The organism is Bacillus sp. AMCV2 (assembly GCF_056033925.1).
In genome coordinates, this window is sequence record NZ_JBVYIB010000002.1 from 3,895,608 (window position 1) to 3,912,095 (window position 16,488).

Below are 16,488 nucleotides of genomic sequence, written 5' to 3' on the forward strand. Positions count from 1 at the left end.
CTCTTATTACTTCTTTAATGGTTCTGAAGGCACTATATGCGCTCCGTCTTTTCCGTAATGAATCATTCCTCTAGTAGTTTCAATGTATTCACCAGTATCACGATCATAGTATTTTCCAATTGGTTTACCAAAGTCTACTCTTTCTTTTTTACCGTTTGGTAGTAGTTGACCTTTTCCTGCAAACTTATCAAGCAATTCCTGTGCTGTTTTATTATCACCATAGAAAATACTCTTGTTTTTACCATTTGCTATTTCTTGTTTGTAATTTGGCGTATTAGGAATATGTTTCTCTTGAGCACCTGGCTTTACTTTAACTAGGAATCCATGTACTTCTCTGTAAGGTCCTTTAGGTACTGACTTCTTTCCATAAGACGGTACACCATTACCCGTATCCTTAGCAACGTTTTTAACTTCCGAAGCCTTCTTAGCCTTTTTCCCATCATTAATAAGTTTATTAATATCTATTAACTTTTCTAACTTAGCTATTTTGGCAAATGGTACTGAGTTTATGGAGGCAACAACACGGTCTTTCCCTGTGACTTTTTCGCCTGATACCGGATCTCTGCCCGTGGCTGCTTTAAATAGATCATACACACCGGTAAGTTCTACAGCTGTCTCTAAAATTTTCACATATCCATTCTCATCCACTTTAATGTCCGAAAGCGAGACGACAGGTTCAAGCTTCATTTCATTACCAGATATGTATACATTGTAAAGTGTATCATTATAGACGACTTGCTTAACCTCTGCATTTGAGAAATCAGTTTTTATATGTTCTCTATGTTCACTCGTATTATACACTTTACCATTGATAACGATGATATTTTCACTTACCTTTTTAGAATGACCCGTTTTGACAACTGAATCCACTTTAGACTTTTCATTCTCGGCTAGTTTCTTCAGCATCATCTCCATCGGTGAATCATCCGCCTGCTTCATTTGCGGGTTAATCGCGCCGAAGGTTTGGTTGATGTTTTCTTCTTCCTGTGATTTCAGGATAGAGCCGCTTTTGTAGCCTGTGATTTCAATTTTCGGGCCGGTGTACATGGTTTCGAGCTGGTCTATATATTTTTTCATCGTTTGAAAATCTGATTTTGCGGTTTCTAGTGCTTGGGTTTGCTGGCCGTCAAATTGAAAGAGCTTATTCAGGGTGTCTGAAATCAGTCGCTCAGCCTGTTCTGTTTCCATTCGGAAAAAGGTATCATTGACTGCCGGCAGGCTGACGATGTGATCTATGGCTGATGTCTGGCGATTGACTGCATCAGTGAGCTGCTCTGTCACTTCTCGTGCATGCTTGACCCCATGTCTCGCATCGTGTGAGAGAAAAGCCTCTGCAATCATGCCGTGAGAGTCAGATTCTACAGAGGAAATCGCATGCTGTGTTTGTTTCAGCACTTTTTTGTATTCGTCGATAAACATGCCAAAGAAAAGGAGAAAAGGCTTGTGGCACTCCTCGTAAAAGGTCCGGATGGCATCTCCGCCTTTTCCTTTCAGCGCATCCTTCATGCCTGCCAGATGCTCAACGCTTTTTTCCAGCTTCTCCAGCTGTTGCTTTTGCTTGTCCAGTTTCTCAATCGTATGCTGAATGCCCTCGTGAAGAGCGTGGACATCTAATGTTTTCAATCCCTTGTCCTCCCGCGCTTTATTTCATGGAAGATGATATGTTTTCGTCGGTTTCCTTCATGGCGTTTACCGCGCTTTCCGTTTGTGCGATATGCTTGGCCAGAACAGACGCATATGCTTCAGTGAGCTCTTTGATGTCCTTATTTAATTGCTCGATGGACTTCACAACATTCAAATGGTTTCTGCCTGAGAGATGGCCGGGCAAGGAGGACTTGAGTTCAGCTGAATTCTTGAGCTGAGAAAGCCCTTGCTTCACTGTGCCATAGACCATTTTGATTTCCTGTGCCATTTGTGCTCACCTCACTTTTTATGTTTTTCCTTCTCTATTTCATGCTCTATCTTCGTAATTTGGCGTCTTATGGAATAGACATCACCCTCTAATGAGTGGATTTTCCCTTCTATGCTTTCGATGATTCCGCTGACTTGATCGCTTTTGATTTGCTGATATGCTTTGTTCATTCCTTCACGAATATCTTCAAACCGCTCAGCATGTGTTCCTCTCCATGCCTCCCGGTTAAGATGAGGCCGGTGAATGAGATGCTGGGCCTCGGAGAATTCGTGTTTGATTTGCCTGATTTCGTGCAGCACTCGTTTTAACTGATGGATTTGTTCCTGTTTTTCATGTAAGTCGGCTTTTACCGAATGTAACAACATTTCACTATGCATGCCGCAACACCTCGTGTTTCTATCAAACTGTGTCAATTCTTGACAATACAGACTATTTTCATATTACATGATGGGTCATATTGGATAAATAGGTAAAAAGGTTTGTCTTGAGAGGTGTTTCACTGGTTCTAAATTGCTAAAAATTCGATCTCATCACCTTATAAGAGGAGAAAACAATCATAGGCGGGACTTTTTGTTTAAGTCTTTAATCTCTCTTTCATTTCCATTTTTTCTCCCACTTAACTGTTTCTTATAGTCAATAAAGCTCATAAAAAAACGCCTTCCTACGAAGGCGCCTTCTCCATCTTATTTAGCTCCCCAAACAGCCTCACCGCTGCCATTCAACACACTAAACGTCATGACGTTCTTCTCTCTCACCGAATCCCACTGGCGTAAAAATACCCCGTTATACTTCTTGCCCGCTAACGTGATGTCGGCTGTATTTTTTCCGGTTTTCTTCCATGTTCCGGTCATTTCCCCGGAAATGGTGTGGTCTTTGTTGAGCTGGATGTTGATGGTTTTTTTGATGTCGGCTGAGATGTCTTTTCCATGCTGGATAAGTTTGTATGTTCCTGTGATGTCTTTTTGTTTTACTTCTTTCAATGTTTCGCCCGCATAACGATAGGGCGCTGCTACCGGCCAGCCGTCTTTGTTCATGAACAATTGGTGGACTCTGACTTCGTGTTCCTCACCCCTGCCCGGGAAGCGTGTGTGGAAGATTAAATAGGAACGCCCGGTTTTCTGGTCATAGTATGCGGAGTTGTGGCCTGGTGAAACGTACCCGGTGCCTTTTTCATTTTCTGTTTCAAAAGTGTAGCTGCCCATGAGTTTGACGCCGTATGGTTCGATGGAACGGTCGTCGAAGAATGTGCCTTCCTTGCCGCGGACGTCGAGCATTGGATTGCCTTCTGCATCATAGTAAGGGCCGTCTGGTTTCTTGGAGCGGGCCACACGGATGTTGTAGCCGCCTGTTGCATCGAGACCGCCATATGATAGGTATAAGTAGTAGTATTGGGTGTCTGGATTGTAGAGAACATACGGGCCTTCGATTCTGCTGTGATTGCCGCCGAGCAGTTTTTTCCCGTATCCCTGTCCAGGAAGCGGGAAGCCCGTTTTCGGATTCATTTCAAGTATGAAAATGCCGCCTGAGTATGATCCGTACACCATCCACAGCTTGCCGTCTTTATCAAAGAAGGTATGCGGGTCGACGACATTCGGATGTTTGGTTGCGTCATACGGTGTTCCATCGCTGCTTGTGCCTTCCATTCCTGATTTCAAAAAGATGCCTTTGTTTTTGTATGGCCCTTCGATGTTGTCAGCGACGGCAACACCCATGGCGGACCTAGGCGAGTCGCCGCGGCAGGCGTTGTAGTACATGTAGTATTTGCCGTCCGCCAGCTGCGTGACGTCAGCTGCCCAAAGAGTATCGGATTGCGCCCATTCGAAGGTTTCTTTTAATTCTTCGTAGACATTCGGAATAAGTGGGTTGTCATTGCTTACGCTGTTGGTCAGCTGCTGCCATTGCATAAGGTCATTTGTTTTTGCTGAAGCGAGATGAGATCCAAAAACATAAAAGGTGCCGTTTGTTTCAATGATGGAAGGGTCATGGACGCTGACTTCTTTAAATACTGGTTTTCCTGCTTTTTGCGCATAGACGGAGTTTGGGAGGGTGAAGGCCATGATAAGAGCTGCAAGAAAACATACACGGAACAATCGGTTGAACATCTAAACAATTCGCCTCTCTTTTTTATTAAATTTTAAACGCTTACATTTCCCTATGAAGATACCCCGGCCTATTAAAACAGCCGAATGTTTTCATATTCATATAGATAGGTGATTTCTCACTGTTCTCTTACATTGTCAGACTGATGTCTGTTTGGCACAGAACTGCTGCTTGCATATCCTCTCCTTCATAGTTCAACTCTTTTGCTGTTTCTCCTTCTTGCATCACGTCAGTTTTTCATTCGCGTACATGTAATAACTGCTTTGTCAGGTTTTGCATCGACTGTGATACAGCCATTTCGTTGTCGGCATTTTTTAAGATGATGCCTGATTGCCCGTCAACACCGGAGTCAGTTGGCTTGGCGGTGCTGAGGATGTCATTCGGCTGGCTCTTGAGAAAATGCCTTGCGAAAAATGCGACTTCGTAAACGCATATTGAGAGTAAGACAGCCGCCGCTTGCCTCCTGTCTGGCTATCGTGTCTGCGTCGCGCTATTACAATAGCAATCTAACTTGTTAAAGACTGTAAAAAACCTTTTGACTTCTGCTGCTGAACCAATTAATATAATACTCAGTTAATAGTTATCAGAATTTTTAGGAATTGAGTGATTCATATGACACTGCACAAAGAGCGTCGGATCGGCCGGCTGTCTGTTCTCCTGCTGCTGAATGAGGCGGAAGAGAGTACGCAGGTTGAGGAGCTGGAGCGAGACGGATGGAAGGTCTGTCTTGGCAAGGTAGGATCAATGGACGCGCATAAAGTAGTAGCCGCAATTGAAACCGCTTCCAAAAAGAGCGGTGTCATTCAATCTGAGGGTTATCGGGAGTCACATGCGCTTTATCATGCAACGATGGAGGCTTTGCATGGCGTGACCAGAGGTGAAATGCTGCTGGGATCGCTGCTTCGGACGGTGGGCTTGAGGTTTGCCGTTTTGAGGGGAAATCCTTATGAAAGTGAAGCGGAAGGCGATTGGATTGCTGTCTCGCTTTACGGAACAATCGGGGCGCCGATTAAAGGTCTTGAGCACGAGACATTCGGTGTTGGAATTAATCACATATGAAACAGCCCATAGATCTTAGACGATAGGGGGCTATGCGTGAAAACAGATGTTCACAGCATAGCTCCTTTTTGTATGGGCGCTTTACCAAAGTAAAGAAAAAGGAGTTGGGCTTATGGTGACTTTAGACGGTTCTTCATTGACAACAGCCGACGTCGCTCGTGTGCTGTTTGATTTTGAGGAGGCAGCGGCTTCCGAGGAAAGTATGGAGCGCGTGAAAAAAAGCAGAGCGGCAGTGGAACGGATTGTACGCGACGAAAAGACAATCTACGGCATCAACACCGGATTTGGCAAATTCAGCGATGTCCTGATTCAGAAAGAAGACTCGGCGGCGCTGCAGCTGAATTTAATCCTTTCTCATGCCTGCGGAGTCGGCGACCCTTTTCCTGAGTGTGTTTCCAGGGCAATGCTGCTTTTGCGCGCCAATGCGCTGTTAAAAGGCTTTTCCGGTGTACGCGCTGAGCTGATCGAACAGTTGCTTGCTTTTTTAAATAAACGCGTCCATCCTGTCATCCCCCAGCAGGGATCACTTGGCGCAAGCGGAGATCTGGCGCCGCTTTCCCACCTGGCGCTTGCGCTGATCGGACAAGGAGAAGTCTTTTTTGAGGGGGAAAGAATGCCGGCAATGACAGGCTTGAAAAAAGCCGGTATTCAGCCGGTAACGCTGACATCCAAGGAAGGGCTTGCTTTGATTAACGGGACTCAGGCCATGACTGCAATGGGGGTGGTCGCCTACATCGAAGCTGAGAAACTAGCCTATCAAACAGAACGCATTGCCAGCTTAACGATTGAGGGTTTGCGGGGAATTATCGATGCATTTGACGAGGATATTCACTCAGCCCGCGGCTATCAGGAGCAGATCGATGTCGCAGAACGAATTCGCTTTTATCTATCTGACAGCGGCCTGACAACCTCCCAGGGAGAACTGCGGGTTCAGGATGCCTATTCATTGCGATGTATTCCGCAAGTACACGGTGCGACTTGGCAGACACTAGGCTATGTCAAAGAAAAATTAGAGATTGAAATGAACGCAGCTACGGACAATCCTCTTATTTTCAATGACGGTGACAAAGTGATTTCCGGCGGAAACTTTCACGGACAGCCGATCGCCTTTGCCATGGATTTTCTGAAAATCGCAATATCAGAGCTTGCGAATATTGCAGAGCGCCGGATCGAACGACTTGTGAATCCGCAGCTGAATGACCTGCCGCCGTTCCTAAGCCCTCATCCCGGTCTGCAATCCGGTGCGATGATCATGCAGTACGCCGCGGCCTCACTCGTTTCTGAAAATAAAACACTGGCCCATCCTGCAAGTGTAGATTCCATTCCGTCATCCGCCAATCAAGAGGACCATGTCAGCATGGGAACCATCGCCGCTCGGCATGCTTATCAGGTGATCGCAAATACAAGGAGAGTCATTGCGATCGAAGCCATTTGCGCATTGCAGGCGGTTGAATACAGAGGCATAGAACATGCAGCGTCCTATACGAAACAGCTTTTTCAGGAAATGAGAAAAGTCGTGCCGTCCATTCAGCAGGACCGTGTTTTTTCCTATGATATTGAACGCTTGACTGACTGGCTGAAGAAAGAATCTTTAATACCTGATCATCAGAATAAAGAACTAAGGGGGATGAACATATGACTGATGTAAAAAAATCAATCCGTGCCAACAGAGGAACAGAGCTTGAATGCTTAGGATGGGAGCAAGAGGCAGTGCTTCGGATGCTTCGAAACAACCTTGATCCAGAAGTCGCCGAGAAGCCGGAGGACCTCATCGTATATGGCGGGATTGGCAAAGCCGCACGGGATTGGGACGCATTTCACGCCATTGAGCATTCCTTGAAAACATTAAAAAATGATGAAACCTTGCTCGTGCAATCCGGAAAACCCGTTGGCATGTTCCGTACACACCCGCAGGCCCCGCGCGTGCTCCTAGCAAATTCTGTTCTTGTTCCGAAGTGGGCAGACTGGGAGCATTTCCATGAACTTGAGAAAAAAGGGTTAATGATGTACGGACAGATGACGGCTGGCAGCTGGATTTACATTGGCTCACAAGGCATATTGCAAGGAACCTATGAAACCTTCGCTGAGCTGGCGCGACAGCACTTTGGAGGCAGCTTAAAAGGAACATTGACGTTGACAGCGGGTCTCGGCGGAATGGGAGGCGCACAGCCGCTGTCTGTCACGATGAATGAAGGCGTCGTCATTGCTGTCGAGGTTGACGAAAAACGCATCGACAAGCGGATCGAAACAAAATACTGCGATCGAAAAACAGCATCGATTGAGGAAGCCTTAGCTTGGGCTGAAGAGGCAAAGCTGGCAGGAAAACCTTTGTCCATTGCACTTCTTGGAAACGCGGCTGAGGTGCATCACACACTTTTGAACCGAGGCGTCAAAATTGATATTGTGACAGATCAGACTTCTGCCCATGACCCTTTAATCGGTTATGTTCCCGAGGGCTATTCACTTGATGAAGCTGACCGTTTGCGTCAAGACAATCCAGAGCTTTACGTGCGCCTTGCGAAGCAAAGCATGAAAAAACATGTCGAAGCCATGCTGACCTTTCAGCAAAAGGGCTCTATTGTATTTGACTACGGCAACAATATCCGGCAAGTCGCAAAGGATGAAGGGCTGGAGAATGCCTTCGATTTTCCGGGGTTTGTCCCTGCCTACATCCGCCCCTTATTCTGTGAAGGAAAAGGGCCGTTCCGCTGGGCGGCGCTTTCCGGAGATCCGGCAGATATTTACCGTACGGATGCGTTATTAAAAGAGCTGTTCCCGACAAATAAAGCCCTTCACCGCTGGATTGATATGGCACAGGAAAAAGTCACCTTCCAAGGCTTGCCGTCCCGTATTTGCTGGCTTGGATATGGAGAACGAAAAAAGATGGGCCTCGCCATTAACGAGCTGGTTAGAACCGGGGAGCTAAAAGCGCCTGTCGTTATTGGGAGAGATCATTTGGACTGCGGGTCTGTCGCCTCTCCAAACCGGGAGACAGAAGCGATGAAGGACGGAAGTGACGCTGTCGGTGATTGGGCTGTTCTAAATGCGCTTGTCAACACGGCGGCGGGTGCAAGCTGGGTTTCCTTCCACCATGGCGGCGGTGTCGGAATGGGCTATTCCCTGCATGCCGGTATGGTTGCAGTTGCCGATGGAAGTGAGCTGGCTGACGAGCGGCTCGCCCGTGTCTTAACGAGCGATCCAGGAATGGGCATTATCCGTCATGCGGATGCGGGTTATGAACGTGCCGTTGAAGTAGCGAAGGAACAGGACATTATCGTGCCGATGCAAAAATAAAGGAGTGATGACATGCCAAAGCAAATTGATACGATTCTCATCAACATCGGTCAGCTTTTGACGATGGAAAGCAGCGGTCCGCGAGCAGGCAAAAGCATGCAGGATCTTCATATGATCGAAGACGCTGTTGTCGGCATCCATGAACAGAAAATTGTGTTCGCCGGACAAAAAGGGGCTGAAGCCGGTTACGAGGCAGACGAAATCATTGACTGTTCGGGACGCCTTGTAACGCCTGGCCTCGTTGATCCGCACACCCATCTTGTATTTGGCGGATCTCGTGAAAAGGAGATGAACCTTAAGCTTCAGGGCATTTCCTATTTAGAAATTCTGGCGCAGGGCGGCGGGATTTTGTCCACTGTCAAAGACACCCGGGCTGCCTCGGAGGAAGAGCTGCTGCAAAAAGGCCATTTACATCTGAAAAGAATGCTGTCATATGGCACGACCACAGCTGAAGTGAAGAGCGGCTACGGCTTAGATAAAGATACAGAGCTGAAACAATTGCGTGTCGCGAAACAACTGCATAAGAGCCAGCCCATTGACCTTGTCTCCACTTTCATGGGCGCTCATGCCATTCCTCCTGAAGATAAGGACCGCCCCGATGAGTTTTTAGATCGCATGCTGGATCTCTTGCCGGAAATAAAAGCGGAAGAGCTCGCAGCCTTTGCAGATATTTTTACAGAAACAGGCGTTTTTACAGTCAGCCAATCCCGACGTTACTTAAAAAATGCGGCTGAGGCCGGATTTGGATTAAAAATCCACGCTGATGAAATTGATCCTCTTGGAGGAGCTGAATTAGCGGCTGAGCTAAGAGCTGTCTCAGCAGATCACTTGGTGGGCGCCTCAAATGAAGGCATACAGCAACTGGCTGAATCAGGAACCATTGCTGTCCTCTTGCCGGGCACGACGTTTTATCTTGGCAAACACACATATGCCAGAGCAAGAGACATGATTAATGCGGGGGTACGTGTCAGTTTGGCAACGGACTTTAATCCGGGCAGCTCCCCAACTGAAAATATTCAGCTGATCATGTCGATTGCCGCGCTTCACCTGAAAATGACCGCAGAAGAAATATGGCATGCGGTCACAGTCAATGCCGCATACGCCATAGGGAAAGGAGAGGAAGCCGGTCAGCTCAAAGTCGGCCGCTCAGCTGATCTAGTCATTTGGCAAGCCTCGAACTATATGTATATTCCGTATCACTACGGGGTCAATCATGTACATCAAGTCATGAAAAACGGAACAATTGTTGTCAACAGGGAGGGAGCTATTTTTGGATAAGTACCCTTTTCTCAGAGAGGCTGGGTCTTCGTTTAAGGACCGGGATGTCACAAAAATGAGCGACCTGATCGCAACATGGGACGGCCAAGACATTAAGGGACCGGCGTTGATGGGTGTCCCCCTATCAAAATCATCCATCAGTCATTCAGGCGCTTCCTTTGCACCCGGAACAATACGCCAGGCTCTGAAACATTCATCAGCCTATTCTGCTGAGCTTGGAGAGCATGTCGTATCAGAGCTTCTATATGACCTGGGGGATATCGATATTCATGTCACTGATATCGTAAAGTCACATCATCACATTTTCCAAACCATGCACGCTCTGCTTTCGGACCATCCGGATTGGGTGCCGCTCATACTTGGGGGAGATAACTCGATCAGCTACTCCACAATAAAAGCGATAGCACAAACAAAAGGAACGACAGCAGTGATTCAATTTGATGCCCATCACGATGTTCGCAATACGGAGGACGGGGGGCCGACAAACGGCACCCCCTTCCGCCGCCTTTTGGATGAAGAGATCATTGAAGGTCAACATTTGATCCAGCTGGGTATCAGAGAATTCAACAACAGCCAGGCCTATGAAGCATATGCAAAAAAACATAGCGTGAACATTCACACGATGGACATGATCCGGGAAAAAGGACTGATCCCAACGATAAAAGAGATTTTGCCTGCCGTTCAAGATAGAACAGATTTCATTTTTATATCTGTTGACATGGATGTCTTAGACCAGTCCCATGCACCCGGCTGTCCAGCGATTGGCCCGGGCGGCCTCTATACAGACGAATTGCTTGAAGCAGTCAAGTACATCGCACAACAGCCCAATGTTGCCGGGATTGAAATTGTTGAAGTCGATCCTACCCTCGATTTTCGAGATATGACAAGCAGAGCTGCAGCTCATGTTCTGTTACACGCATTAAAAGGAATGAAACTCTCCCCATTCAAGTGATCTTCTGGCAGGTTGTATTTTGGGTATAAGAAACTCATCTGCCTTAGGAATGGCAGCTAAAAGGAGGGCGAGACAGTGAATCTTCAGGAGAACAGCAGCCAACAGCTAAAACGCACAATGAAAAGCAGGCACCTATTTATGATCTCATTGGGAGGCGTCATAGGCACAGGACTTTTCCTCAGTACAGGCTATACGCTGCATCAAGCCGGACCCGGCGGTACGATACTCGCTTATGTAATCGGCGGGTTGATGATGTACCTCGTCATGCAATGTCTCGGCGAATTGTCGGTTGCCATGCCGGTGACCGGCTCTTTTCAAAAATATGCTACAACATTTATCGGTCCATCTACCGGTTTTATGGTCGGCATCATGTACTGGATCAATTGGGTGGTGACGGTAGGCTCTGAGTTTACCGCATCCGGTATTCTCATGCAGCGCTGGTTCCCTGACAGCAGTGTATGGATGTGGAGTGCGATTTTTGCAGCCCTTCTTTTTATATGCAACGCATTTTCAGTTAAGTTATTTGCGGAGACTGAATTTTGGTTTTCCAGCGTAAAGATTGTCACCATTATTTTATTTATCATTTTAGGAGGAGCCGCCATGTTTGGCCTGATCTCTTTAAATGGAACGGCGGATGCTCCTATGCTGTCAAACTTCACGGACCACGGCGGGCTGTTTCCGAATGGCTTTCTCGCCGTTTTTATCGCGATGATATCTGTGAGTTTCGCCTTTTCTGGTACAGAATTAATCGGCGTTACAGCAGGAGAATCAGCAAATCCTCAAAAGGATATTCCGCGATCCATCCGTAATGTCGCTTGGAGAACCGTGATTTTTTTCATTGGCGCTGTCTTCATATTATCCGGGTTGATTTCGTGGAAGGACGCAGGCGTGATTGAAAGCCCGTTTGTCGCCGTATTTGCGGAGATCGGAATCCCTTACGCTGCTGATATTATGAATTTCGTGATATTAACAGCCTTGCTGTCTGTCGCCAACTCAGGCTTATATGCTTCGACCCGTATGATGTGGTCGTTAGCAAATGAAAACATGATCAGCCCCCGTTTTAAGAAAGTGACATCTAAAGGCATTCCTTTAAATGCCTTAATGATCAGTATGGCTGTATCTTGTTTATCTCTCGTTTCCAGTATCGTGGCCCCTGGAACTGTCTATGTGGTGATGGTCGCAATTGCTGGATTTGCAGGAGTCGTGGTCTGGATGAGCATTGCCTTGTCCCAGCTCTTGTTTCGAAAGAGATTTCTGAAAAAAGGGGGGAACGTAAAAGATCTGACATTTCGAACGCCGCTTTATCCTCTTATGCCTATAGCCGCTCTCTTATTATGTTCTGCTTCTTGTATCGGTCTTGCTTTTGATCCCAATCAAAGAATCGCACTTTTCTGCGGAGTTCCTTGTATCATCCTTTGCTATCTCATCTACCATTTCAAAAGAAATGTTTCAAAAGCGAAAAAAATCAGCCAAGAGGAATATCCGGCCGATCACATCCTATAATTAAAAAAGCACACCCCACTCAGGATGGGATGTGCTTTATTTTTATTCAGTAATCAACGTATGAATCAGCTTCGGCGCCTTCGCTTCCGCGGCGATGCGGATGTTGTCATAGACTTTTGCGATGACTTCATCAACGTTTTCGCGGTTGGCGTAAAGCGTCACGAGCGGTTCGCCTTTTTCTACTTTGTCGCCGACCTTTTTGCGGAGCATGATGCCGACGGCTAAATCAATCTCATCTTCTTTTGTGGCGCGGCCGGCACCTAACAGCATCGCTGCGACGCCGATTTCGTCCGCTACGATTTCAGAGACGACACCCGCTTCTTTGGCGGGCACATCAATTTGATATGCCGCTTGCGGAAGCTTAGACGGATCGTCAACAATCGAGCTGTCGCCGCCTTGGTTTTTCAGGAAATCCTTGAATTTCTCAAGTGCTTTGCCGTTTTTCATGACTTCTTCCAGCTTCGCTCTTGCTTCGTCCAATGTATCGGCTTTTTTTGCAAGCACAACCATCTGGCTGCCGAGCGTTAAGACAAGCTCATGAAGATCCTCAGGCCCCTCGCCTTTGAGCGTGTCTATCGCTTCTTTGACTTCAAGCGCATTTCCGATCGCAAAGCCGAGCGGCTGGGACATGTCTGAAATGACAGCCATTGTTTGACGGCCGACGTTATTTCCAATGCGTACCATCGCTTTGGCAAGTTCAGCTGCGTCTTCTTCTGTTTTCATGAAGGCGCCCGCTCCCGTTTTTACGTCAAGCACGATGGCGTCCGCCCCGGCAGCGATTTTTTTACTCATAATCGAACTTGCAATGAGCGGAATGGAATTGACCGTTCCCGTTACATCACGAAGCGCGTACAGTTTTTTATCAGCCGGCGTTAAATTGCCGCTTTGGCCGATGACCGCAACCTTGTCGCGGTTCACAAGCTTAATAAATTCATCCTTCGTCAGTTCCACGTGGAAGCCGTCGATTGCCTCTAATTTATCAATCGTCCCGCCCGTATGGCCGAGACCGCGGCCGGACATTTTGGCAACCGGCACATCAAGAGCCGCAACTAGCGGGGCGAGAACGAGCGTTGTCGTGTCGCCGACGCCGCCGGTGGAGTGTTTATCCACTTTAATTCCTTCAATGGCAGAAAGATCAATCGTTTCACCGGAGTTCACCATAGCCATCGTCAAGTCCGCGCGTTCACGGTCACTCATATCCTGGAAGAAAATCGCCATAGCAAGCGCGCTTGCCTGATAATCAGGAATGCTTCCGTCTGTATAGCCGTTCACGAAAAATTGAATTTCTTCAGTGGTGAGTTCTTTTCCGTTTTGTTTTTTGATGATGATATCTACCATTCTCATGTTTGGTCACCGATCCTTTTCGATTAAGTTCAGTAAATCAAGCCCACAATTGCTGCTGATAAAAAGCTGACAAGCGTAGCACCGTATAATAATTTCAAGCCGAAACGAGCGACGACATTTCCTTGCTTTTCATTCAGTCCTTTTACGGCACCGGCAATGATTCCGATTGAGGAGAAGTTCGCAAATGACACAAGGAATACTGATACGATCGCTGTTGTACGGCCGCTGAAATGGAAACCGTTTTGCGTAAGCGACGTCATGGCGACAAATTCATTCGATACCATTTTTGTTGCCATAATGCTTCCCGCATTAACAGCTTCATTCCATGGGATACCCACAAGAAAAGCGAATGGAGCAAACACATATCCAAGAATACCTTGGAACGAAATACCGAATACTGCATTAAAAATGCCATTTATCAAGGCGATAATCGCGACAAATCCAATCAGCATCGCAGCGACCACAACCGCTACTTTGAAACCGTCAAGGATGTATTCTCCGAGCACTTCGAAGAAGGATTGTTTTTCCTCTTCCTCAACACGAAGCATATCCTCTTCTTTTGCAACCTCGTACGGATTAATAATAGAAGCAATAATGAAACCGCCGAATAAGTTCAAGACCAGCGCTGTTACAACATATTCCGGTTTCAGCATTGTCATATACGCGCCGACAATCGACATTGATACAGTTGACATCGCAGATGCGCAAAGCGTGTACAAGCGCTGCTGATTTAAAAGACCGAGTTCTTTCTTCAAGGAGATAAATACTTCTGACTGCCCTAAAATCGCAGAAGCCACTGCGTTATACGATTCCAATCTTCCCATACCGTTTACCTTGCTGAGGGCAAGACCGATATATCTAATAATAAACGGGAGGACTTTCCACTTTTGCAGAATCCCGATCAGAGCGGAAATAAACACGATTGGCAAGAGAACATTCATAAAGAATGTCGTTTGGTCCGCATTCACCAAGCCGCCAAACACAAAGTTAATTCCTTCTGCCGCGTATTCAAGCAGGTAACCGAATCCTTTTGCAAATCCTCCCACGAGGAAATTCCCTATTCCGGTATTGAGGAGAATGTAGCCAAGAATAAATTGCAAAATGAGCATAACAACAATTGGGCGGATCTTAATTCTTTTTTTGCCGCTGCTCGCGATCCACGCGAGACCTAAAAACACGATTAAACCGATAATCCCAATCAAATACTTCATATGTGTTTCTCCTTTATTTGTATTCGCTTACAACTACTGTTTCCCCAGAAAACGGAAAGCAGTCTGCCTTCCGTCAGCTCTTAATAGTTGTCTCCGCCTGATGCATTTTCTCCTTTTACGATGGAAACGCCTGCGCTGGCGCCAATTCGGCTTGCTCCGGCCTCAACCATTGTGTCTACATCTTCTTTCGTTCTGACGCCGCCAGATGCTTTCACGCCGATATCAGGCCCTACTGTTTTGCGCATTAAGGCGATATCTTCCTTCGTTGCGCCGCCTGTAGAAAAGCCTGTTGATGTTTTTACGAAATCCGCTCCCGCAGACACCGCTAAACGGCATGCACGTTCTTTTTCTTCATCAGTCAGAAGGCATGTTTCGATAATGACTTTGACAAGCGCTTTTCCGGCTGCAGCTTCTACTACACCACGGATATCAGCTTCCACCACATCGTCTTCCTTGTCTTTTAAAGCGGCAATATTAATGACCATATCCACTTCAGTGGCGCCTTTTGAAATGGCGTCTTTTGTTTCGAACGCTTTTGTTTCAGTTGTATTGGCACCGAGCGGGAAGCCGATGACCGTACAAACGTCGACTCCAGTTCCCTTAAGCTCTTTTGCAGCAAGCTCCACCCATGTCGGATTGACACATACTGAAGCAAATTTGTATGTTTTCGCTTCTTCAATTAGTTTTAGAATTTCCGCTTTTTGTGTATGCGGTTTCAAAGCTGTATGATCAATTATGTTGGCTAATGACATCCTTCGCACACTTCCTTTTTTGTTAAGATATTTTTTAGCATAACCGACTTTTGAACATATGTAAATTGGTAATTGAAATTTTGTTCAATGAAAGGTTTGAACGTGTCACAAATCATTAACAAGCGCCCTCGCGGTATGCTGGTCAATGATTAAAACGTTGGCATATTTTCCGGTTAATGCTCCGTGAATGGAAGATACTTTTCTGCTTCCGCCGGCAACTAAAATGGAGCGTTCCTTCAGTCTGAGGTCTTCAAGCTCAACACCGATGGTCCGGTCATTGATGGCGCTGCTGCAAATATTCCCTTTCGCATCAAAAAAGCGTGAACAAATATCCCCTACGGCCTGTTTTTTCAGCAGGGCTTTCTCTTCTTCGTTAAAATATCCGAGCCGGAACAACAGCGCTTCGTCACGGACAGTCCCCACCGTGAAGAGAGCGATATTCGCCTGCTTTCCCATCTCGATGATTCGCTCAATATGACGGTCTTTCTCCACCATTCGCTTCACATCCGCATTATCAAACACGACGGGAAGCGGGAGATAGCGCGGCATCGTTTGAAAAGCCTCTGCAAACAGCTGAATCGTTTCAGCCGAATACGTGTTTACCCGGGAATGGCTGATGCCGCCTTTTAGCTGGACGACCTCGACGCCTTTTACCTGCTTCGGCTGCATGTTTTGCGCGATTTGATACATGGTGGTTCCCCAGCTGACGCCGACAATGTCGCCGTCTTTTACCGTTTCATGCATATATTCTGCACCATAGCGGCTTAGGTCATGTGTAATTCCTGCATAATCGGGTGTCGGGGAAAACACAACATGCGCCTCAAGGAGCCCGTATTTCTCTTCAAGTATGGAACCGAGCGCATCCAAATCCTCAAAAGGGTCCATGACGCGAATCTGAACATACCCTTTTTCCTTTGCATATTGCAGCAGCCGGGAAACGGTTGGCCTTGAAATCTTGAGCTGCTCAGCAATTTGCTGCTGACTGTAGTCAGACTGATAGTAAAGCCTTGCCGCTTCTATGCTTAATTGTTGTTTTTCCCGATCCATTCTGCACCTCCCTGTGGATCAGTCCTGATAAAACTG

General features: G+C 46.8%; 14 protein-coding genes and 1 pseudogene. 6 read left to right on the plus strand and 9 right to left on the minus strand.

Going from position 1 to position 16,488, the window contains the following annotated elements; genetic code table 11:
• Positions 1 to 6: 6 nt before the first annotated feature.
• The 5 genes and pseudogenes from AC0OMA_RS20035 to AC0OMA_RS20055 all read right to left on the minus strand — a co-directional run bounded on the left by AC0OMA_RS20035 (position 7) and on the right by AC0OMA_RS20055 (position 4,309).
• The gene (locus AC0OMA_RS20035; protein ID WP_474222373.1) at positions 7 to 1,623 is read right to left on the minus strand and encodes a T7SS effector LXG polymorphic toxin; all 1,617 of its coding nucleotides are present in this window, start codon (positions 1,621 to 1,623) and stop codon (positions 7 to 9) included.
• A 19-nt stretch (positions 1,624 to 1,642) separates the two neighbouring features.
• Positions 1,643 to 1,912: a YwqI/YxiC family protein gene (locus AC0OMA_RS20040; RefSeq protein ID WP_003218942.1), complete on the minus strand. Its 270-nt coding sequence runs from the start codon at positions 1,910 to 1,912 to the stop codon at positions 1,643 to 1,645.
• An 11-nt stretch (positions 1,913 to 1,923) separates the two neighbouring features.
• On the minus strand, positions 1,924 to 2,289 hold the full coding sequence (locus tag AC0OMA_RS20045) for a YwqH-like family protein (protein WP_474222374.1): 366 nt from the start codon (positions 2,287 to 2,289) through the stop codon (positions 1,924 to 1,926).
• Positions 2,290 to 2,595: 306 nt separating this feature from the next.
• On the minus strand, positions 2,596 to 4,014 hold the full coding sequence (gene abnB, locus AC0OMA_RS20050; protein WP_474222375.1) for an arabinan endo-1,5-alpha-L-arabinosidase AbnB: 1,419 nt from the start codon (positions 4,012 to 4,014) through the stop codon (positions 2,596 to 2,598).
• A gap of 127 nt (positions 4,015 to 4,141) precedes the next feature.
• Positions 4,142 to 4,309: pseudogene (locus tag AC0OMA_RS20055) on the minus strand (hypothetical protein).
• 315 nt (positions 4,310 to 4,624) lie between these two features.
• Between AC0OMA_RS20055 and hutP the strand changes: the two are divergent.
• The 6 genes from hutP to AC0OMA_RS20085 all read left to right on the plus strand — a co-directional run bounded on the left by hutP (position 4,625) and on the right by AC0OMA_RS20085 (position 12,098).
• Complete coding sequence (gene hutP, locus AC0OMA_RS20060; RefSeq protein WP_003243875.1) at positions 4,625 to 5,071, plus strand: hut operon transcriptional regulator HutP; 447 nt, start codon at positions 4,625 to 4,627, stop codon at positions 5,069 to 5,071.
• Between the two features lie 112 nt (positions 5,072 to 5,183).
• A complete protein-coding gene (gene hutH / locus AC0OMA_RS20065; protein ID WP_015385086.1) occupies positions 5,184 to 6,710 on the plus strand; it encodes a histidine ammonia-lyase in 1,527 nt (508 codons plus the stop codon).
• Positions 6,707 to 8,365, plus strand: coding sequence for a urocanate hydratase (gene hutU / locus AC0OMA_RS20070; protein WP_327830221.1), 1,659 nt, complete (start codon positions 6,707 to 6,709; stop codon positions 8,363 to 8,365). The genes hutH and hutU overlap by 4 nt, the downstream gene beginning before the upstream one ends.
• Positions 8,366 to 8,377: 12 nt before the next feature.
• A complete protein-coding gene (gene hutI, locus AC0OMA_RS20075) occupies positions 8,378 to 9,643 on the plus strand; it encodes an imidazolonepropionase (RefSeq protein WP_474222376.1) in 1,266 nt (421 codons plus the stop codon).
• Positions 9,636 to 10,595 carry a formimidoylglutamase gene (gene hutG, locus AC0OMA_RS20080; RefSeq protein WP_474222377.1) on the plus strand — a complete coding sequence of 320 codons (960 nt, stop codon included), beginning with the start codon at positions 9,636 to 9,638 and terminating at the stop codon, positions 10,593 to 10,595. The genes hutI and hutG overlap by 8 nt, the downstream gene beginning before the upstream one ends.
• Positions 10,596 to 10,670: 75 nt before the next feature.
• The gene (locus AC0OMA_RS20085) at positions 10,671 to 12,098 is read left to right on the plus strand and encodes an amino acid permease (RefSeq protein WP_474222378.1); all 1,428 of its coding nucleotides are present in this window, start codon (positions 10,671 to 10,673) and stop codon (positions 12,096 to 12,098) included.
• 42 nt (positions 12,099 to 12,140) lie between these two features.
• Here the strand turns inward: AC0OMA_RS20085 and AC0OMA_RS20090 are convergent, their stop codons facing one another.
• From AC0OMA_RS20090 to deoR, 4 genes are all read right to left on the minus strand, one after another.
• The gene (locus tag AC0OMA_RS20090) at positions 12,141 to 13,442 is read right to left on the minus strand and encodes a pyrimidine-nucleoside phosphorylase (protein WP_003227132.1); all 1,302 of its coding nucleotides are present in this window, start codon (positions 13,440 to 13,442) and stop codon (positions 12,141 to 12,143) included.
• Between the two features lie 29 nt (positions 13,443 to 13,471).
• The gene (gene nupC / locus AC0OMA_RS20095; RefSeq protein ID WP_003244143.1) at positions 13,472 to 14,653 is read right to left on the minus strand and encodes a nucleoside permease NupC; all 1,182 of its coding nucleotides are present in this window, start codon (positions 14,651 to 14,653) and stop codon (positions 13,472 to 13,474) included.
• Between the two features lie 80 nt (positions 14,654 to 14,733).
• The gene (gene deoC / locus AC0OMA_RS20100; protein ID WP_015385091.1) at positions 14,734 to 15,405 is read right to left on the minus strand and encodes a deoxyribose-phosphate aldolase; all 672 of its coding nucleotides are present in this window, start codon (positions 15,403 to 15,405) and stop codon (positions 14,734 to 14,736) included.
• A 105-nt stretch (positions 15,406 to 15,510) separates the two neighbouring features.
• Positions 15,511 to 16,452 carry a DNA-binding transcriptional repressor DeoR gene (deoR, locus tag AC0OMA_RS20105; protein WP_015385092.1) on the minus strand — a complete coding sequence of 314 codons (942 nt, stop codon included), beginning with the start codon at positions 16,450 to 16,452 and terminating at the stop codon, positions 15,511 to 15,513.
• Between the last annotated feature and the right edge of the window lie 36 nt (positions 16,453 to 16,488).